Raw genomic sequence first — 20,761 nt, forward strand, 5'->3', positions numbered from 1 at the left:
CGGCAGATGAAAAGAAGCCGGAAACGTGTCCCGAAAAATGGGCTTGCCACTGCCATCGCCTAAATGATACGGTGTGGACAACGCAGCACGGTCCTAGGAAAGCCGAGGGCGAACTGCACCCTCAAGCACGGGGCAGAAGCGCATAACCCCTTAGAATCAATATGGTTACGCCACCACGGACATTGGAAGAGCAAGCGGTTGGGATTCTTTCCCGCGAAAAGCTCTGGCTGGTCACGGCGGAGTCGTGTACGGGCGGGCTTATCGCTCACCGTATCACGAATGTGGCGGGTGCGTCCGAGTGCTTTCTTGGCGGCATTGTCGCCTATTCCAATGCCTTGAAGATGGCCCTGCTGGGCGTTTCGCCGGGAACCCTGGCGGGCGTGGGAGCGGTAAGCGAGGAAGTAGCTCGGGAGATGGCCGAAGGCGCGCGCGACCGCTACCGCGCCGATGTTTCACTCGCCGTGACGGGTATAGCAGGCCCGGGCGGCGGAAGCCCCGGGAAACCCGTGGGCCTGGTCTATATTGCGGTTGCCTGGCCAGGCGGATGCGACGTTGTCCGGGCGAAGTTCACAGGGAAGCGCAGCGACATTAAGCAGCAAACGGCCGATACGGCCTTGAACATATTATGGGAGCGAATTCAGTGAATGCTGGTTTTTGCCACTTGCACCTTCATACCGAATACAGTGTTCTCGATGGGGCCATCAAGATTCCTGAACTCCTCGAGCGGTGCCAGGAATACGACATGGGGGCGTGCGCAATCACTGACCACGGAGCGATGTTTGGCGTCATTGATTTCTATCTGGCAGCCAAGGCGAGCGGCATCAAGCCGATCATCGGGGCTGAGCTGTACCTGGCGCCGGGACACCGCACCGACCGCTCAGCGAAGAACCAGGCAACCGCGTATACCCACCTGCTCCTCCTCTGCAAAGATGAAGCGGGCTACCGAAACCTGTGCAAACTCAGCTCCATAGGCTACTTGGAGGGCTTCCATTACAAACCCCGGATCGACCTCGAATCCCTGAAGCGGCATGCCCAAGGCCTTATTTCCTCGACGGGCTGCCTGGGCGGCGAGGTCCCCCAACTGCTCCTGCGTGAGGAGCCAGCCAAGGCCGAAGAAGCGATGAAGCGCTACCTCGAAATTTTCGGTCCCGAGAATTTCTTCGTGGAATTGCAGGACCATGGCATGCCCGAACAGCGCCGGATAAACCCCCAGTTGATCGAGATGGCGCGCAGATACGGCCTGCTTCTTGTAGCCACCAACGATTGCCACTATCTGAACAAGGACGATGCGGATGCGCACGATGCGCTGCTCTGCATCCAGACGAACAAGACGCTCGACCAAGAGAACCGGTTCCGGTTTCAGACAAAGGAGTTTCACTTTCGCAGTCCGAAAGAAATGCGCGAGGTGTTTGCCGAATGGCCCGAGGCCGTCACGAACACCGAGAAGGTCGCCAGCCTGTGCAACCTCGAGATCCCCTTGCACAAACACCTCATTCCGCAGTATGCCCCGCCGCCGGGCAAGACGAAACAGGCGTTTCTGCACGAACTGGTCATGGAGGGTTTGCGGGACCGCTACGACGGCAAGCCCAGCCCGAAACACATTGAGCGCGCCGAATACGAACTGAGCGTGATCGAGCAAATGGGGTTTGTCGATTACTTCCTCGTGGTATGGGATCTCATCAAGCAGGCCCGGGGCAAAGGCATTCCCGTCGGGCCCGGCCGCGGCTCCGGAGCGGGCAGCCTGGTCGCATACGCCCTCACGATCACCAATATCGACCCGATTCGGTACAACCTCCTGTTCGAGCGGTTTTTGAACCCCGAACGCGTTTCCATGCCGGACTTTGATCTCGACTTCTGCTACAACCGGCGTTCGGAATTGATCGAGTACGTGCGCGAAAAGTACGGCTACGAGAATGTGAGCCAGATCATTACGTTTGGCCGTATGCTGGCCAAACAGGCGATCCGCAACGTCGGCCGCGTCATGGGAATGTCTTACGGTGACGTGGACCGTATCGCCAAGCTTGTCCCGGATGAATTGAAAATCACCCTGGAAAGCGCCGCCGAAAAAGAACCCGAACTGAAAGAGCTTGTGAAGAGCGACCCTCAAATCGGCAAACTCTGGAATCTGGCCTGCCGTCTGGAGGGCAGCATCGGAACCTTGAGCACTCACGCCGCGGGCGTTATCATTTGCGACGAGCCCCTCACCGACCACGTGCCCCTCTTTCAAGCCTCCGGAAGCGATATTGTCGCCACGCAGTTCGAGATGAAAACCGCTGAAGAGGTCGGGCTGCTGAAAATGGATTTCCTCGGCCTGCGCACGCTCACGGTGGTGCACGACACCGTCCGGTTCATTGCGGAAAACCGGGGGATCCAGATCGACATAGACGCACTCGAACCTGACGACGCGCAGACCTACGAACTCCTGCGGTCCGGGCGCACTACGGGGGTGTTTCAGCTGGAAAGCTCGGGCATGCGGGATCTCTCGAAACGCATCGGGCTCGAGAGTCTCGAGGAAATCTGCGCCCTCGTGGCGCTGTACCGCCCAGGCCCGATGCAGCTCAAAGATCAATACATTGAATCCAAGCATAACCCGTCGAAGCTCGTCTATGACCATCCCCTGCTCGAGCCGATTCTCAAGGAGACCTACGGCGTGGCCTTGTACCAGGAGCAGGTTATGCAGATCGTGCAAGCCGTCGCGGGGTTCTCCCTCGGACAGGCCGACATTCTGCGGCGCGCCATGGGCAAGAAGAAGGCCGACCTCATGGAGCAACAGCGCGAGCGTTTCGCCGAGGGCGCCAGGAAGAACGGCATCGACAAGGATACGGCTGATACCCTGTTCCAGAAGATCGAACAGTTTGCGGGCTACGGGTTCAACAAATCCCACAGCATGGCGTACGCGTTCGTTGCCTACCAGACGGCGTTCCTGAAAGCCAACTACCCCGTCGAGTTCATGGCGGCCTTGCTCACCAGTGAGTCCGGAAACCTTGAAAAGGTGGCCCAGTACGTCGAGGAATGCCGCCGAATGGGCATCGAGATTCTGCCCCCGGACGTCAACTACAGCGGTTATGGTTTCCATGTGGAAGGCAGCGCCATCCGCTTCGGCATGGGAACCGTCAAGAACATTGGGCGCGATCCCGTCGAGGCGATTCAACGCGAGCGTGAAGAGCAGGGACCCTATAAAGACATCTTCGATTTCTGTGCGCGCCTGGATTCCCGCGTGCTGAACCGGCGCATCATTGAAAGCCTCAACCGCGCCGGCGCTTTCGAAAGCACCGGCTGGAACCGGAGGCAGGTCGAGGAAGTTCTCGAAGCAGCCCTGAGCGAAGGACAGATAAGCCAGCGCGAACGCGCTTCCGGGCAGACTTCTCTCCTCGAACTCATGGCCGGCGATAACGCTGAACCCATCACCCGGCAAAAACCCGAGCTCGAGGAATGGCCGGAGAACCATCTGCTTGCACTCGAGAAAGAGATGCTGGGCTTGTATGTAAGCAGCCATCCGCTCGCCCGGCATGCCGCCTTGCTGGAACGCTATTCGACGGTACGCGCCGCCGACCTGTCTTCCCTTGCCGAAGGGCAGGAAGTGTGTCTTGGAGGGCTCATCTCAAATGTCAAAACGCACTTGACACAGCGTGGCCGGAAGATGGCCTTCGTGACTCTGGAAACCCTCGAGAGTCCCTGTGAGATGGTTGTCTTCTCGGACCTTTACGAGGCGAAGGCGGAACTGCTCGTGCCGGACATGATCGTCATGGTCAAGGCAAAAGTGAACTATCGAAACGACGAACCGACCCTGCTGGCCGAAGATATCGTCCCTATAGACGAGACCGAGAACCGTTTTACGCAGACCGTGCACATCCGGCTCAATACGGTGGGTCTTGACGAGGCTCTGCTGACACGGCTTGCGGAGATCCTTGATGCCCAGCCGGGCCATTGCGATGTATACCTGCATTGCGTCACGCCAAACCATGACGAGATAACCGTTCATGCCACGCCCTCGTGCGTGGTTTCGCCGTCCGCGCAGCTTCAGCGCGAGGTCGAAGCCATTCTGGGCGAGGGGTGTCTCTGGTATGCGGGCGCAAACGGCTATCCACGCCACAGCCAATAACCGAAAAGTAACTGTTGAAGCGCAGGATTCTCGCACTTCACGCCGGGCGCGCCCCGACGTGCCCTTGCGGCACATATGGGGTTTCGTGCATACTGAATTGTGATCGAGTATGCGTAAAACACGCTGCCAAATGCCGCAAATAGCGGCACGCGGCGGTCTGCCCGTGGGGAAATACCATGATGGCGCGGCCTTGGGCGTGCGGGGCTGCGTACGATGCGCGCGGGAAACGGCAAAGGGAAGCTGGGGTGCCACCATGCAGTTAGAAACGTCGCGATTCGGGTCGATAGATGTCGACCCTAATGACATCATCACGTTTACCCAGCCCATTCTGGGCTTTCAGGACTACCGCCGCTTCGTTCTGTTGCCCGGACCAAGCAGCTACCTCAAATGGCTGCAATCTACAGACGCAGGCGAACTTGCGTTCATAGTCATGGATCCGTCCGTGGTAGTCCCCGACTACGCGATCGGCATACGGCCCGCGGAACTGAGCGAACTGGCCGTCACTTCCGTGGATGAACTCGATGTCTATACCTTGGTGGTCGTCCCCGAGGATAAAATGAAGGTGCGCACCAATCTCCGGGCGCCTGTGCTCGTCAATCCCAAGTTGCGGCTCGCAAAACAGGCGCTGCTTGACCACAGCGACTACCCCATCCAGTTCTTCCTCGCGCAACCCCAGCAGGGCCAGGGACAGGCCCGGGAGGCATCTAATGCTCGTTCTAACCCGTAAAGAGGACGAAAGCATCATGATCGGAGACGACATTGAGGTCAAAGTCCTCGATTTGAAAGAAAGCCAGGTGAAACTGGGCATTGTGGCCCCCAAGTCCGTGGCGGTGCACCGGCGCGAAATCTACCAAGCCATTCAGGCCGAAAACGCCCAAGCCGCTTCCGCGGCGAAAATCGACGGCATTTCTAACCTTATTTCACGATAACCGCCGGGGAGGATGGCACATGGAAGTCATAGTGGACGGAGCCGCGCAACCCCCGGCCGGTGACTGGCCCGGCAACGTTTTTGACCTGGTCGTTGCCATTGGACAGAAGCTTCACGCTCAAGGCCGTTCCATCATGTCGGTGCGATTGAATGACGATGCCGTCAGCGCCGAAGCACTTGTCGATTCCATGAAGAGCAAGCCTCTCAGTTCGGTTCAACGCCTTGTCATCACCTCGGAGAACACCCAGAAACTAGTGCAGGAATCCCTCTCTGAAATCGACCGTTCACTGCCTGAACTTCCCGTGGCATGCCATGAACTGGCAAGAGTTTTTCAAAGCGAATCGCCAGACGCGGGCTACGAACCTTTCGAGCGGCTCGCGGCGATTTGGAGCACCATCAAAGAACGGGAATTGATGATCGCCAACGCGATGGAACTCTCGCTCGAGGGCCTGAATCTTGACGACCAGACGGTTCGAGGGTTTCACGACGACCTCAACGGATACCTGATGGAGGCCAGCCAGGCCTTGAGATCACGCGATCTGGTGCTCCTTGGAGACCTCCTCGAGTATGAGCTGGCGCCCCGCGCCGAAAAAGAGAGGACGATCGTCGCCTTGTTGAAGAAAGAGGCCGAGCGGCAGGCGGGGTGAGCATGGCCGCGCCGCGGATTCTAACGTTCAACTTTCACGAACCCTACTTGTGCCTCATGGCGCGAACGGGAATGCCCTTCGTCGTCGGCGAATACGATCGGCGGCCGCTCGCCCGGAAATGGTACACGCGTTACCGCCCTATCCCGCCATCCTTCACCTTCCTCGAAGAAAGAGCATGGCGCCGGGAACTGGCGCAGGGCCGGTTCGATGCCGTCATCGCTCAGAATGAAACCAACGCCGCCAATATCTGCAAACAAGTCGTGGAGACCCGCACCCCGCTCATCCTGGTTTGCCATAACCGGCGCAGCTTCCTCGAAACGACGATCCAGAATAGTCCCGCTCAACACGAAACCTTTCAGCGGCTCATTGAAACGCTTCGCGAATTCGCGGAGTTTGTGTTCATCTCGGAGACCAAACGCGATGATTACGGGCTCCCCGGCCGGGTCATCCGTCCAGGGATAGATGTCGAAGAATACGGCGGGTACACGGGGGAGATACCGGCCGTGATTCGCGTTGGCAACTGCATGCGGATGCGCAACCGCATGTTCGACGTGGACTTCCAGGAACAGGTCTGCGCGGGGTTCGCCAACCGTATCGTCGGGGATAACCCCGATATCCCCGAGTCGCAACCGGCGGAATCCTTCGACGAGTTACGCGCCATATACCGCACGCACCGCTGCTACCTGCACGTAACGCGCGAAGAATACGAAGACGGCTACAACCTCGCCCTGCTCGAGGCGATGGCCACCGGCATGCCCGTCGTTTCCCTTGCCAACCCGACCTCGCCGCTAACTGACGGCGTCGACGGTCTTTTGTCGTACGAGCCCGTGGTGCTGCGAGAACACGTCAAACGCCTGCTGGAGGACATCAGCCTCGCCCGGGAGATTGGGGCGCGCGCCCGGGAAACCGTCGCGCGCGCGTTCCCGCTCGAATCCTTCGTGGAGAAATGGCGCGAAACGATCCTGTCCGCGGCGGAGCGCAGTCCGCGCCGGCCCACAAAGACGCAAAAACGCGTTGTGACGCCCGCCGTTCCCGCAAACCCGCTGCCGGCAACTGAGATCCTCCTTCACTACATGGCCTCGCCGGTTACAACGGGGAGATACTTCGAGCAAGCGCTGCGAAAACGTCACCATGTGGTGACAGCGGGCTTCCGGTGTCCGGAGGCACTCTTGACACGCTGGGGGTTTCCCCCGGATGCCCCTGATTACCCGCCGCACGACATTGAAGCCAGCTTGAATACGAGCTACAAAGACATTCTCGAAGCCTTGCCCAAAGGCTTCAGCCCTCATCTGTATCTTTGGGTCGATTCCGGGCCCAAACAGATCGCGCCCGACATTCAACGGCTGGCAATGCCGAAGGCTTGTTACCTCATTGATACGCACCTGGCGCCCCAAATCCGTATTGAGATCGCCCGGCACTTCGATTTCGTGTTTCTGGCGCAAAAAGCCCAAGTGCCGCTGTTTCAAGATGCGGGCATCGCGAACGTCTACTGGCTGCCGCTGGCGTGTTCGCCCGAGCTGCACGACGTAGGCAGCCTGGAACGCCGTCATGATGTCGGCTATATAGGCCGCGTTCAGGATGACCCGCACGAGCGGCGCCGCAGACTCCTTGCTCGCGTACGCGAGCGGTTTCCGAACCATGTGACAGGCCAGCAGTGGCCCGCCGACATGGCCAGAACGTATGCCCAATCGAAAATCGTGATCAACGCGGCCGTCCAGAACGACCTCAACATGCGGGTATTCGAGGCCATGGCATCCGGGGCATTGCTCATTACGGACAGTGCCGAAGGCCTCGTGGACCTTTTTGAGGAGGGGACCCATTTTGTCCTGTATCACAGCGAGAATGAGTTGTGCGAGCTTATCGAGCATTACCTGCACGACGGCGCGGCCCGTGAGCGGATTGCGCAACAAGGGCAGGAGTTTGTGCTCAACCACCACACGTACGAGCAACGTATGGAACAGTTGCTCGGTTGTGTCTTTGAGGCCGCCGGCCTGCTGGGAGGTTTGAGCGGCGAGTCCCGCTACCATTACGGGGGGTACTATTGCTCTCCGCGTGCTGAACTGGCCGTGCACGTCCCGCGAAGTGCCAAACGCATCCTGGATATCGGATGCGGAGCAGGCGCCTTCGGGCGATCTCTCAAGGAGCGCGGCGCCGGCGAGGTTATTGGCATCGAGATCGAAGAGCGTGCCTGCGCCATTGCCAGAGAAGCGCTCGACGGCGTCCTCTGCGGCGATATTGAACGGATGGAATTGCCCTTCGAGCCGGAACACTTTGACTGTGTGACGTTTGGCGATGTTCTCGAGCATCTGGCCGACCCCGCGAAGGTTCTTCGCCGAATCGCCCCGTTCCTTGCGCCGGGCGGGCTGGCAATCGCCAGCATTCCCAATGCGCGCTTCTGCCAAGTGGTGCAGATGCTCGCCGAAGGCCGCTGGAAGTACGAAGACGCGGGCATCCTGGACCGCACCCATCTCCGGTTCTTCACGGCCGTCGAGATGCAGCATCTTTTTCAGGAAGCAGGCTACGATGTGATACAGATGGCTCCGCTCTCGATGCTCCAGCCCGCTCAGCTCCCCCGAAACACGGACGGGGGGATCACCCTCGGCAGATTGACCGTTGGCCCGCTGGACGACGCCGAATATCAGGATTTTCTCGTGTATCAATATCTCGTAGCCGCGCGGAAATCGGCATCCGGGCCTCTGGACCGCGCCCGGGCGGCGATGTCCGAAAACCGTTACGAGCAGGCCTACGGAATTGCCGCTTCCGCGGACCATGCCGATGAAGGCGAGCGCAAATTCGTCATGGGACAGGCCCTCGGCCGGATGGGGCGGCTTGACGCGGCTGAAGCGGCGTTGCGCGAGGCCCACGCCCTCGCTCCAGGCCGAAACGACATCCTCGGCCAATTGGGCGTGCTGCTCGTTGCCATGAACCGTAATGACGAAGCGCTGCCCTGCCTCGAGCAAGCCGTGACAGCCGACCCGGCGGATTACCGCGCCCTGGGCGCGTGGGGACTCGCCCTGCTGGCGGGCGGAAACCCGGAAGGCGCTTTCGAGCGGCTGCGCGCTTCGCTCGAACTTCATTTTGACAATGCCGCTCTCATGGAACAATTCGTCAATCTGGGAGAGACCATGGAAAAACCGCAAGGGGTCGAGCCGGTTCTTCGCCGGTTCGTTGACTTCTATCCTGGGAACACGGCGATGACGATACGTTTCGCGCGCGTATTGATGCGTTTGGGTAAACGCGAGGAAGCTCGGGAGCGGCTCGAGACCCTGCTTATATTTGAGCCGGCGAACAATGATGTGCGCCGACTGCTTGAAGAAATGCCGGGAACTTAAGCGCCAGGAAAGCCAACGGTATCAGAGTAATGATGAAACCCGCGCGAGAATGGGCAGCCGAACTAGCCGAGGTCACTGCTCCGCCGGAACTGCATCTGGAGGAGGGACGCGGAGGCGAGCCGACCGTGCGGGTTGGCGAGGTCTGCCTGCACAGCCGCTACAAACCCCGCGACGAAGCGAAACGCCTGGTCGATTCCGCCAACCTCGACCCTGCCCGTCCGGTCCTGGTTGTAGGCGTTGGTTTGGGCTATCACATCGTCGAACTGCTCACCCGGGGATACCGGGTCGCCGCAGTTGAGCCGGACCGGGCCGTGGCCTCGCTGGCGGTGCAAGGTCTACTGCGCGATTCAGAGGTGCTTCTCGGGGTTGGGGACCCGGACGCAATTGCGGACTCCCCCCCGTTCCAGAAGTTCGCCGGGGCAACACCCCAGGTTCTGGTGCACCCGCCGACAGCCCAGATACACCCGCAATTCGCTGAGGCGATGGCCTCGCATGCTTCCGGAGCAGCCCTGCGCGGGCAGCGGCTCCGAATAGCCGTGGTCGGGCCCATGTTCGGGGGCTCGCTTCCCATCACGGAATACCTGGTCCGCGCGTTTCGAATGCTCGGGCATCAGACCCGCCATGTCGATAACAGCCGGGGGTGGAACGTCTACGACGAGATGGCCCATTCCGTCAAGTCCCGGAAAGCCTCGACTCAGCTTGGGGGCCTCCTGACCCATTTTCTTGGCGAATGGTCCTATGCCCGCGTAATGGAATTTGCGCCCGACATCTGCATTGTGATGGCCCAGGCGCCCGTATCGCCGCAGTTTCCGCTCCGCCTGGCTCGCGAAGGGATTGTTACGGCGTTCTGGTACATCGAGAACTGGCGGCATCTCCCCTATTGGCGGGAGATCGCCCCGCTCTACGACTATTTCTTTCACATACAACCCGGCCCGTTCGAGGAACAATTGCGCCAGGCGGGCTGTCAGCACGCCGCGTGCGTTCTCACCGGCTGTGACCCGGCGAGCCACCGGCCTATCGTCTTGAACGATAAGGAGCGGGAAGAGTTCACTTGCGACATCTCGTTTGCGGGCGCGGGCTACATGAACCGCAACCAGTTTCTGGCCGGTCTGACCGACTATGTGCTGAAGATCTGGGGGGTAAACTGGACCCATCCGTCCCTCCGCGCCGCGATACAGCGTCCCGGCGAGCGCTTCACCTCCGAGTTGTTCGCAAGAATCGTAGCGGGCTCGAAGATCAACCTGAACCTTCACTCCAGCACCAGCCATCCGGGAGTGGACCCGAATTGCGACGCCATCAATCCACGGGTGTTCGAGATCGCCGCCTGCGGAGGGTTTCAGCTTTGTGATCCGTGCAAAGGGCTCGATGCATGCTTCAATTTCGGTACCGAGCTGCCTGTGTATGCTTCGCTGAAGGAATTACGCGAAAAGGTCGACTATTACCTCGCCCATCCTGAAGAACGCGGGCAAATCGCAGCCGCCGCACGCGAACGGGCCCTCCGTGACCACACCTATGAGCAGCGGGCCGCGCAAATGCTTGAACTGCTCTTGAAGGCTCATGGCGCCCGCATCCTCCGCAAGGGCATTCGCGTTCATCGGACGGCCGCCGAAATGAGGCAACGCTGCTCCGCGGACGCCGAGCTTGCGGCATTTCTCGATACTCTTCCGCCGGACGCCGTTTTTGAGCAGGATACGGTCAATCAGCACCTGCCCCAAGGGCTCAAGCCGCACACGCGCGTTGAAGCGCTGTTCGCCTATCTGCGCGAGTTGCGTGTGTCCAACGAGGCGTTGCTGGAACAGCGGGGATTGGAGTGACGGCATGCGGATTCTGGTGGCCCAGATGACCCGAATGGGCGACATGCTGCAAACATCATCCCTCACGCGCGCGTTGCGAATGCGTTACCCGGATGCCCGCATCACCGCGATGGTGCGCCCCATGGCGCGCGGCATCGCCGAACGCAACCCGGATATCAACGACGTCATCCCTTACGAAGAAGACTCCATGTTCCTCGATTTGCGCAGCGGCGATTCCGAACGCCTTCTCCGCGCGTACCGTACCGCCGAAGCTCTGGTGAACAATCTGAACGCGCGCAAATTCGACGTGATCTATAACTGCACTCACAGCATCGCTTCCGCCATGTTGTTCAAAATGGTCCGTGCCGGGGAGAGCGTTGGCGCGCATCTGAGCGACGACTGGCAATTTCTGCTTCGCGGCCGCTGGACGAACTATTTCTTCACGAGCGTGTACCAGCGCGTGTACAGCGACATCAACATCAGCGACGTCTTTCGCAATCTCATGAACGATGCGCCCCCCGTAGCCGGCCTCAATCTTGCCGTCACCGATGACGACCGGCGCGAGGCACGCGATATCCTCGCACAACACGGGATCGGCCAGGACGAATCCCTCGTCTGCGTGCAACTGGGCGCAAGCGACGAACCCAAGCGTTGGCCCGCCGCGCATTTCGCCGAGTTGGCGCGCCGTCTCGTTAATGACCGGCATGCAAGAATCTGCTTGCTGGGAGTTGAAGCCGAGGCCCCTCTGGGCGAGGCTTTCGAAAGGCATGCGCCGGGAATCGCCGCGCACTTGTTCGGCAAAACAACCATTCACCAAGTCGCGGCTATCCTGGAGCGCGCCCGCTTGCTCGTCACCAACGATACCGGAACCATGCACATCGCGGCGGCCGTGGGCTGTCCCATCCTCTTGTTGTCTGTTGGATACGTCCATTTCAGGGAGACCGGGCCTTACGGCGAAGGTCATGTTGCCGTCGAACAGCGCAAAGACTATCTCGCGCCTATGGACCGGGCGGATGCGGCCCGAGAGGATCGCGGGGCCATCCAGCCGGCACAAGTTTCGGGCCTGCTCGACCTCGTCCTCGCGACAGACCGCGGCAAAGCCCTTCAGATGCTTGCTGCGACCTCTGATTGGACCGGACTCGAGGTGTTCCAATCACGTTTTGCGCCGGACGGCTTTCTCGAATGGTATCCGCTCATCCGCCGTCCGATGACCGAGATCGACCTTATCCGCATGGCGTACCGCAACACATGGCTTGCTCATCTGTGCCCGGCCGTTGCTGCTGACACCCTTCTTGAGAGCATTCAACAGGCGGCCACATGTTTTGACGCATCGAATCTCGAGACCGTCGACTCCTGGCGCAGCCATTGGGACGGGGTCTTCCTGCAGCTCGAACAGCTCGCCGTCAAAGGCATCAAAAAGACCCGGGAATTGGAGGCGTGTCTGCGGAAGGGCAAGAGCATAACGGTTGCGAAGGAAATCGTGGGTGAACTGATGCGGCTCGACGAAGACACGCGCCTCTTCGCCGAACTCCACGAAGGCTGCCGCCCGCTCATTACGATAGCGCGGTTTCAACGGGACAATCTCGAAGGCGCCGATCCCATGCAACTCGCGGAAACTACGCTCGGAATCTACCGGGACTTGTCGGAGCGCGCGGCCCTCATGCGTTTTCATCTGAGTGCGATTCATAGAGCCCTGCACGCTCTGGCCGCAAGGAAATGAGCTCTATGCCGTCTGGCGGGCCAAGAGGCTCCGCGCGTGCTCGATGCTCACGTCCGAGACCGATCCGTCCAGCAGCCTCGCCAATTCCCGCACCCGGTCATCGCCGGCAATGCACGCGACCGAGGTGACGGTACGCTTCTTCTGCGTTTCCTTGGCCACGCGGAAATGGGTGTCGGCCGCAGCGGCAATCTGGGGCAAATGGGATATACAGACGGTCTGATGCGACGCGGCAAGGCCGCTGAGTTTCGCCGCGACCTTGGTCGCTACAGCCCCCCCAACGCCTGCGTCAATCTCGTCGAATATCAGGGTGGGGATCGTGTCGGCTTCCGCAAATACGCTCTTGAGCGCCAGCATCACACGCGAGATTTCCCCGCCCGACGCAACCTGCCGCAGTCCCTTCAACGATTCGCCGGGATTGGCCGCCAGAAGGAACTCGACCCGGTCCAGCCCCGTGCCGCAGAGGTCCACCCGCTCGAATTGCGTTTCAAAACGTCCCCCCTTCATTCCGAGCTCGGCAAGCGTGGCGGTAATCTGTTTGTCGAGGGTCCGGGCGGCCTTTTTCCGCTGCTCCGACAGGGCCTCGGCCAGCCGGTGGGCCTCCTTGCTCATTACCTCCCGTTCCTTCTTCAGTTGAATGAGGCGCTCGTCGCGTTTCTCGTACGAGATGACCTCCGCCCTGGCACGGTCCAGGTAGGCCAGGATTGCCTCGACCGATTCCCCGTACTTGCGTTTCAGCGAACTGATGAGAGTTAAACGCGCGTTGAGCTCATCGAGTTCCTGGGGATCAAACTCGATCTCGGTGGTAAATTCGCGTAACTCGGCGGCAACTTCTTCTATCTTGCCGCGTGCATCGGCCAGTTGGTCAACAAGGGTCTTGAACCGGTCGTTGATCGCGGCAAGCTCCCCGACGTTGCCCGACGCCGCATCGAGGGTGTCTACAACCGCGCCCTCATCACTTTCGTATAGGGCGCTGTATGCCCGCGAACTCAGTTCAAAGATGCGCTCGGCGTTGGTCAGGAGGTTTCGGCGTTCCCGGATCTCCTCTTCCTCGCCCGCGCGCAGGTTCGCCTTCTCAATCTCGCGCACCTCATGCTGCAGGAACTCGACGCGCCGGGCGCGTTCCCGGTCGCCGGCCTCGAACTCGGCAAGCTGCCGTTCAACGCGCCGAAATGACGCAACGGCCTCTGAGACGGCTTTCGCGTTCTGTTCCATGCCGGCGTATCCGTCCAGCAGGTCGAGTTGGCGGGCCGGCTTCAGCAGGGATTGATGCTCATGCTGGCCATGCAGGTCGACCAGCTCATCGCCGACCGCGGCCAGTACCGCCAACGGCACGGGCGCCCCTCCCGCATATGCGCGGCTGCGTCCGTCCAGCGCCACCACGCGCGAGAGTATCAACACGCCGTCTTCGAAGACGATATCAGATTCTTCCAAGACCTTTGCCAAGTCGCGCGACGGCTTATCGATGCGGAACACGGCGTCTACGCGCGCCCTGTCTGCCCCGTCACGCACGCCTTCCGAGGACGCCCGTGCGCCAAGCACGAGGTTTAACGCGCCGACGATGATGGACTTGCCGGCGCCGGTCTCGCCTGTCAGGACATTGAATCCGGCGCCGAACTCCAGCTCGATATCGTCGATCAACGCGTAGTTCTGTATGTGCAGGCTCTCAAGCATGGTGACCTTGGCTCGCTCCCGCTGATTGGAGGCCTATTCTAACGCCGGAAGCGTCAAGTGCGCCAGAAATTCCTGGTTGCCTTTGGGACCTTTCAACGGAGAAGGCGTCAGGCCGCGCGACTCGAACCCCAGCGTGATAGCGGCCTCGATGACGTCCTTTACGACCCGGTCGCGCACCTCTTCATCGCGGACGACCCCGCCCTTCCCGACGAGTTCTTTGCCCGCCTCAAACTGGGGCTTGACCAGAACCACCCCTTCGGCCGGCGTCTTCAGCAGGGTTTTGAGCACCGGCAACACCAAACGCAGCGAGATGAAAGAACAATCGGCCGTGAATACGTCCGGACGTCTTTCTAACGCCTCTGGAACCAGGTTTCGGATGTTCGTACGCTCCATAACGCAGACCCGGGGGTCTTGCCGGAGCCGCCATGCCAATTGGCCATAACCCACATCAACGGCATACACATACGCCGCCCCGTGCTGCAGAAGGCAATCCGTAAACCCGCCCGTGGACGCGCCCACGTCGATCGCGACGCGCCCGGACACGTCGAATTCGAACGCCTGGAATGCCGCCTCGAGCTTGTCGCCGCCGCGGCTCACAAAACGCGCCTCTTCGCGGATTTCGAGCGGGGTATCCGCCTCCAGCCGCACACCCGGTTTATCGAGTTTTCGGCCGTCCGGGGCGTAGACGTGACCGGTCTGAATCAACCCTCTGGCCTTCGAGCGCGACACGCCCGCGAGCCGCTGCACCAGTATGTCCAGCCGTTCTTTTTCCATATGCACTGGCTTATGTCGACAGGAAACCCCTCTCGGCCCCGCAGTATGCAGCAGAACCGCCGACGGTGTCACGTTGACGCCGTGCCGGCGATGTGTCGTTCAACACGGCCCCCCGGGTCTTGGCGCACCGTTGAGGGCAAGGCCCCGCCCATGCCTCATAATGGTTGAGTGGTGGCGCTCCGCTTGCTTCCCCACGACATAAGCGCTCCGACCACCAACAGGGCCAATCCCAACAGAATGTCGAGGAATCGCGCCATGGGGCTGTTCATCCATGGGATCAGGACCAGCATCATCACGCCGATTATAACAACGCATACTCCCGCGACGCGGAACGGCGACATGACGACGCCGGAACCGGTTTCCGGCTCTATATCCTCAGGAAGGTCTCCGATGGGAGTCTCGAGGCGTTCAAGGAGAGCGCCTGCCCGCGCGAGTTCGCTGGCAGTGGCGGGCGCCAGCAGGCTTGCCAGCTCCATCACCACGTAGGTAAACAGGGCGGTACTCAAGAACATGGCGATCTCGAGCTTGACTTCAAAGCTGCCGAGAAAAATGGCCCCCTTGTCCGGCTGCCAGGTAATGCCAGCGAACGTCAGGGCCTCTTCCCGGAATGACAAAGCAAACAGCAGAAGGCCCACCGCGGTGCCGCACAGGAACCCCAGGATGGCGCTCCTGCCCGTATACCGGCGCGACAACAGCCCCAGGAGCATTGGAACCGCCACCGGCGCGGTAGCGACCCCGAACAGCGTCACCATTACGCGGAACATGCTTTCCGCCTTCCAGCGAGCCAGAATCATCGCCGTGCCAAGGGCAACCAATCCGACAAGAAGCGTCATCAAACGGCCTACGGTCACGAGTTCCTTCTGCGAGGCGGACGGCCGGATCAGACGGCGGTACACGTCGTTCGTGAGCACGCTGGCGCAAACGTTGTAGTCGCCGCTCAAGGTGGACATGGTGGCCGCGAACATCGCCGCGATGGCCAGTCCCAGCATCCCGGCGGGAAGTAATTGGGTGCACAATAGCGGGTAGATGGTGCCAGCGTCTTGCAGCTCAGGTATAAACTGCCGCGCAGCGATCGCGGGAGAAAACATAAGCGGCGGTCCGATGATATACAGCGCTATAACCGCCCATCCCACTTTCAGGGCGTCCCGCTCCTTAGGCACACAATAATACCGCTGGATGAGCGCCCAGTTGATGCTGCTCCAGGCCAGACTGTAAAGCATGATCAGCGGGATCACGTAGGTCCAGCCGTATTCGGGAGCAGTCATATTGAAGAAGCCCTCGGGAGAGTTGTTGAATATCTGGGCAAACCCTCCCGCGCGCTGAATCGACAGCGGAAAAATGACCAGTAAGCCGACGGTCAGCACCACGAACTGGATGAAATCGGTCACCATCACCGCCCAAAGTCCGCCCATGAACGTGTAGATCAGCATGATCCCGCCTGCGCCGAAAATGCTGTATTTGATGTTGATGCCCGTGCAGATCGAAATAAATGTTCCCGTGGCGAACAGCTTGATCCCGTCGTCTATCATTTTCACCGGAATACCCTGCCACGCGAACACCTGGCGCAGAAAGGCATTATAGCGCGTTTCGAGATATTCGACGGGGCTGTCGATGCGCGCGCGGCGCCAGCGTTTCGCGAAAAACACCACGCTGAACAGCGTGGCAGGAACCGCCACCCAGAGGAGCGTTACTCCCACCCATCCGTACCGGTAGCAGATCGACGGATAAAAGACGAACGCGGAAACACTGAAACTGGTCATGTAGAATGAGATGCCGCTCAGCCACCAGGGGACGGTGTTGCTCCCGCTGAAATAATCCTTCATCCGCCGCATATACCGGTAGAAGTATGCGCCAATGGCAAGCATGAGGATGAAATACCCGCCGATCATGAAGTAATCGGGGAGTTGGAGGGTGCCCTGTGTCGGTTCATTCATCGAAGTTGTTCTCCTTGCCGCTGGCTGAAACGCGGCGGTCTTCCGATCCCAAGGCTGCCGCGCCTGGACATGCAAAACGGGCGGGCCGAGCTTCGGCGGCGCCTACTCGAAACAGCCGAGCGACCGGATATACGCGATCGACTCGGCGATTGCCAGCTTGGTCTCGAGCTCGCTCAGCTCGACCCCTTTGATCCCCTCGAATTCAAGCGTAACCGGCCCCGCATACGTGTGCTCGCGAAGCACGTTGAGCACTCCAGGCACGTCTACGACACCCTGGCCCACAGCAGGGAAGTTCCAGGTCTCGAACTCCCCCGAATGGTCTTTGATCTCGACCGTGGCGACATAGTCGATGATCTTCTTCAATTCGGTTACCGCGTCGGTATTCTTGTTGTAGTAGGTGATGTTGGCGGTGTCGAAATTGACCCGTATGTTGGGATGATTAATGGCCTTCATGGTTTCGAGGTGCACGTCGCCGTTGGTCCCGAGGTCGGGATGGGTTTCGAGCGCGATGGTGACGCCGTGCTGGGCCGCGATATCGCCCGCGCGCCGCAGCCGGTCGAACACGGCTTCTTTGGGCGCATCGTTGCGTTTTGCCGAAAGAAACATGTATTTCACGCCCATCTTCTCGCATACGGCAAGTTGCTGTCCGAGCTCTTCCACGCTCGCATCCTTCGAAAGGTCGGTGCTGCCGCGCATGACCAGGGGTTTCAGGCCATGCTCTGCCAGACGCGCCATCTCCGTCTCGGCATCCGCGGGGGCAGGCACGTTCATAAACACGTACCGCACGCCAAGATTGTGCAGATGAGACAGGGCTGCATCCTGGTATTTCCCGTAGTTCGCCAGCCGGCACGCCAAGCGGTTCGTAAGCGCCTCAGACGGCTTCTGCTCAGCGGCGGCATGCAACGGCGTTCTCGCGCAAGCCAGCGTCAGCCCGGTCAGGATCAACACCGCGAATAAACAGACTGCTCCCCTCTTACGCATTGATCGGACTCCTCCCAGTCATTCAGGACCAACCCTATGCTTTGCCGATTTCCTTACGGTGCGCCCACACTTTTTCGAACGCGCGGACATATTGCTCCGTTACCTCAGGCAAATCCTCGTAAAACAACGGTAAATAGATGCACGAGCGGTTCACTTGCTCACACCCGGGGAGCGACTTGGGCACGTCCGGCTTGTGGTGCCACCATTGCTCTTCCGAGTATATATTGAACTTATGCTGCTCGGGATAGGCGCCCGACGACGCGCTCACACCTTCGGCCCGAAGCGCCTTCAGAACCTGTTCTCGCGTAAACCCGGCCTTCGCTTCGTCCAGGAAAAGCATATTCACGGAATAATACACACGTTCCATATCGTCCCGGCAATACGGCTCGCTCAATCCGGCAAGCTGGGTAATCCGGCCGTTCAACGCGCGCACCCGGGCACGCACCGCCGCGTTGCGTTCGTCCAGCACGGCGAGCTGTTTGCGCGCCAGCACGGCGGCAATCGGGTGAATGCGGTACTTCTGCCCGAAACCGGTCCCGTTGTACTTGCGGTATGGGCTATTCTCAGGGAACTTCGGCGGGTCTTCATAGTGGCCGAAGGCCGCCGCGCGTTCGTAATACTCCTGGGTCTGGTAATTGCCCATTCCCCCTTCGATGGCCGGAAGTACTTTGGTCGCCTGAAAACTGAAAATGGCCATATCCCCCCACGCGCCCATCTTCTTGCCCTGAAGCGACGCACCGTGGGCATGCGCGGCGTCTTCGCAGACAATCAGCCCATGCTCCTTCGCAAACGCGCAGATCTGGTCCATATTGCAGGGAAGCCCCCACGAATGCATCGGGACCATGGCTTTGGTGTTTGGCGTGAGCTTCTTGGCGGCATCCTCAAGATCGAAACATGCGGTACGCGGATCAATATCGATGAAGATGGGCACGTAATCGAAGAACCGCATGGGAAGGATAGTGGCGAAGAAGGTGTACGACGGCACCATAATCTCGCTTCCGGGAGGCAGATTGAGCGCGAAGAACATCGATGTAAGCGTACTTGTCCCGTTGTAGTGCGCCTTTGCGTACGGAACATCGTGATATTCTCGCCATTCCTGTTCGAGAACAGGCAGGTCGCGGTACACCGTGCTCGCTGAAAGATCGAGGACCTCCCAGACCGCCTGTTTCTCGGTCTCGCCAAAGCGCGGCCATTTGGTGGCGGCGGCAATCGTCTCCTTGGGGACGGTTACCGATGCGGCTCCGCCGTCCATTGCCAGCGCTTCCCTGCTTAGGACCGCCGTGGATGCGGATGAGCCCAGGGTTGTGCACCCGCCAACAGTGGCGCCTGCGGCGGCGGCTCCCGTGTTACGCAGGAACGTCCGCCTCGACATGCTTCTGCTTTCTTTCCCCCGAAAACGTTTCATCACCCCTCCTTCACGTGTGACCGTGTTTACTGGTGCTTCGTGCTTTCGTCCGGCGTCCGTCAGGCCAGTTCGCCACGGTGCGCCCACACTTTTTCGAACGCCTTGATGTACTGGTCGACGAGTTCGGGCACCTCTTTGGTGAAATACGGCAGCGCGATGCTGGTCGCGTTCGCCTGGTCGGAACCAGGCAACTCGGGGATGACGGGTTTGTGGTGCCACCATTCATCCTCGGCATACAACGGGAGTTTGTGCTGCAGCGTGTAGCTTAACGCGCTCGCATTCACGCCCTCCGCCTTGAGCGCTTCCACCGCGGCATCGCGCGACATGCCCGCCTCGGCCTCGTCAATGAACAGCATGTTCCACGAGTAATACAGGCGCTGCATATCGCTGCGGCCGCTTGACTGCTCGTACAGTCCGGGAAGCTGCGTCAGGGCGTCGTTCAGGCGGCGAATCTGCCTGGCGCCCGCCGCGTTGCGCTCCTCGAGACCTTGCATCTGGCAGCGCGCCAGTTCCGCGGCAAGCGGGTGCATCCGGAATTTGAGGCCAAATCCCGACCCTTTGTATTTGAAGACCGGGCTGTCAGAGGGGATGCCCGGCATCTCGTAATTGCCGAAGGCCGTGGCCCGCTCGAAGTCTTCTTTGTTCTGGTACATGCCCATGCCGCCCTCGATCGCCGGCAGCGGCTTGCTCATCTGATAGCTGTAGATGGACATCCGGCCCCACGTGCCCACGTACTTGTCTTTCAATTTGGCGCAGTGAGCGTGCGCGGAATCCTCGAGCACAATCAACCCCTTCTCATCGGCCCACTCGCAGATCAGGTCCATATCAGCCGGCAACCCGATCCAATGCACCGGCAACACCGCCTTCGTGTTCGGAGTGATCCGCTTCTTGGCATCCTCGAGATCGAAATTCAGCGTGCGGGGATTGATGTCCACGAATACCGGCACCAGTCCGAAAAGCCGCATCGGCGTGATTGTGGCAAAGAACGTATAGCTCGGCACCATGATCTCGCTGCCCGGCGGCAGGTTCAGCGCGAAGAACATCGAAGCCAGCGCGCTCGTGCCGTTGAAATGGGCCTTGGCGAACGGCATGCCGAAGTGTGCGCACCATTCGTCTTCAAGCTTCTTGATAGGATCGTAACTTGGATGCCGCAAAAGCTCGACGATAGCCTTCTCTTCCTTCTCGCCATACAAGGGCCACTTCGCCGCATCGCCGAAATCAACGGTCACCGCCTTGGGACCGCCGTCCTTAGCAAGCTTCTCGGCGGCCGCGCTGGCGGTCCGCTGCCCCGCCAGAGCAATCCCTGCGGCGGCTGCGCCCGTTGTCTTGAGAAACGCACGACGGGTCGGCTGCCCATTCGTGTGGTTCGCTTTCTGGTCCATCATCTATTCCTCCGTTTTCAACAATCCCTTCCGTGCTGCCCCTGATATGAGCCCATGTACTTTATGATATGCGCAAGGACAATACAAGTCCA

At 60.0% G+C, this 20,761-nt stretch carries 14 protein-coding genes; 8 read left to right on the top strand and 6 right to left on the bottom strand.

Features of this window, described 5'->3' with window-relative positions; genetic code table 11:
- Window positions 1–161: 161 nt before the first annotated feature.
- The 8 genes from PLJ71_15475 (at window position 162) to PLJ71_15510 (ending at window position 12,522) form a co-directional block, all read left to right on the top strand.
- Window positions 162–644: a CinA family protein gene (locus PLJ71_15475; GenBank protein HQM50087.1), complete on the top strand. Its 483-nt coding sequence runs from the start codon at window positions 162–164 to the stop codon at window positions 642–644.
- Window positions 641–4,102 (top strand): DNA polymerase III subunit alpha, encoded by a 3,462-nt coding sequence (gene dnaE, locus PLJ71_15480; GenBank protein ID HQM50088.1) that lies wholly within the window; start codon window positions 641–643, stop codon window positions 4,100–4,102. The genes PLJ71_15475 and dnaE overlap by 4 nt, the downstream gene beginning before the upstream one ends.
- A 253-nt stretch (window positions 4,103–4,355) precedes the next feature.
- Window positions 4,356–4,829: a flagellar assembly protein FliW gene (fliW, locus tag PLJ71_15485; protein ID HQM50089.1), complete on the top strand. Its 474-nt coding sequence runs from the start codon at window positions 4,356–4,358 to the stop codon at window positions 4,827–4,829.
- Window positions 4,810–5,031, top strand: coding sequence for a carbon storage regulator CsrA (csrA, locus tag PLJ71_15490; GenBank protein HQM50090.1), 222 nt, complete (start codon window positions 4,810–4,812; stop codon window positions 5,029–5,031). Before fliW ends, csrA begins: the two co-directional genes overlap by 20 nt.
- 19 nt (window positions 5,032–5,050) lie before the next feature.
- The gene (locus PLJ71_15495) at window positions 5,051–5,677 is read left to right on the top strand and encodes a hypothetical protein (GenBank protein ID HQM50091.1); all 627 of its coding nucleotides are present in this window, start codon (window positions 5,051–5,053) and stop codon (window positions 5,675–5,677) included.
- 2 nt (window positions 5,678–5,679) lie between these two features.
- Window positions 5,680–9,009, top strand: a complete 3,330-nt coding sequence (locus tag PLJ71_15500) for a glycosyltransferase (protein ID HQM50092.1) — start codon at window positions 5,680–5,682, stop codon at window positions 9,007–9,009.
- Window positions 9,010–9,038: 29 nt separating this feature from the next.
- Window positions 9,039–10,823: a glycosyltransferase gene (locus PLJ71_15505; GenBank protein HQM50093.1), complete on the top strand. Its 1,785-nt coding sequence runs from the start codon at window positions 9,039–9,041 to the stop codon at window positions 10,821–10,823.
- A 4-nt stretch (window positions 10,824–10,827) separates the two neighbouring features.
- The gene (locus PLJ71_15510; GenBank protein HQM50094.1) at window positions 10,828–12,522 is read left to right on the top strand and encodes a glycosyltransferase family 9 protein; all 1,695 of its coding nucleotides are present in this window, start codon (window positions 10,828–10,830) and stop codon (window positions 12,520–12,522) included.
- A 3-nt stretch (window positions 12,523–12,525) separates the two neighbouring features.
- On the opposite strand, the gene recN is transcribed toward PLJ71_15510, so the two are convergent.
- The 6 genes from recN to PLJ71_15540 form a co-directional block, all read right to left on the bottom strand.
- Window positions 12,526–14,193, bottom strand: a complete 1,668-nt coding sequence (gene recN, locus PLJ71_15515; GenBank protein ID HQM50095.1) for a DNA repair protein RecN — start codon at window positions 14,191–14,193, stop codon at window positions 12,526–12,528.
- Between the two features lie 33 nt (window positions 14,194–14,226).
- Window positions 14,227–14,967, bottom strand: coding sequence for a TlyA family RNA methyltransferase (locus tag PLJ71_15520; GenBank protein HQM50096.1), 741 nt, complete (start codon window positions 14,965–14,967; stop codon window positions 14,227–14,229).
- 155 nt (window positions 14,968–15,122) lie between these two features.
- Window positions 15,123–16,901: a sodium transporter gene (locus tag PLJ71_15525; GenBank protein HQM50097.1), complete on the bottom strand. Its 1,779-nt coding sequence runs from the start codon at window positions 16,899–16,901 to the stop codon at window positions 15,123–15,125.
- A 102-nt stretch (window positions 16,902–17,003) separates the two neighbouring features.
- The gene (locus tag PLJ71_15530) at window positions 17,004–17,882 is read right to left on the bottom strand and encodes a sugar phosphate isomerase/epimerase family protein (GenBank protein HQM50098.1); all 879 of its coding nucleotides are present in this window, start codon (window positions 17,880–17,882) and stop codon (window positions 17,004–17,006) included.
- 34 nt (window positions 17,883–17,916) lie between these two features.
- The gene (locus tag PLJ71_15535; protein ID HQM50099.1) at window positions 17,917–19,287 is read right to left on the bottom strand and encodes a DegT/DnrJ/EryC1/StrS aminotransferase family protein; all 1,371 of its coding nucleotides are present in this window, start codon (window positions 19,285–19,287) and stop codon (window positions 17,917–17,919) included.
- Between the two features lie 59 nt (window positions 19,288–19,346).
- Window positions 19,347–20,672 carry an aminotransferase class I/II-fold pyridoxal phosphate-dependent enzyme gene (locus PLJ71_15540; GenBank protein ID HQM50100.1) on the bottom strand — a complete coding sequence of 442 codons (1,326 nt, stop codon included), beginning with the start codon at window positions 20,670–20,672 and terminating at the stop codon, window positions 19,347–19,349.
- Between the last annotated feature and the right edge of the window lie 89 nt (window positions 20,673–20,761).

Source organism: Candidatus Hydrogenedentota bacterium (genome assembly GCA_035416745.1).
Classification (GTDB): Bacteria; Hydrogenedentota; Hydrogenedentia; order Hydrogenedentales; family SLHB01; genus UBA2224.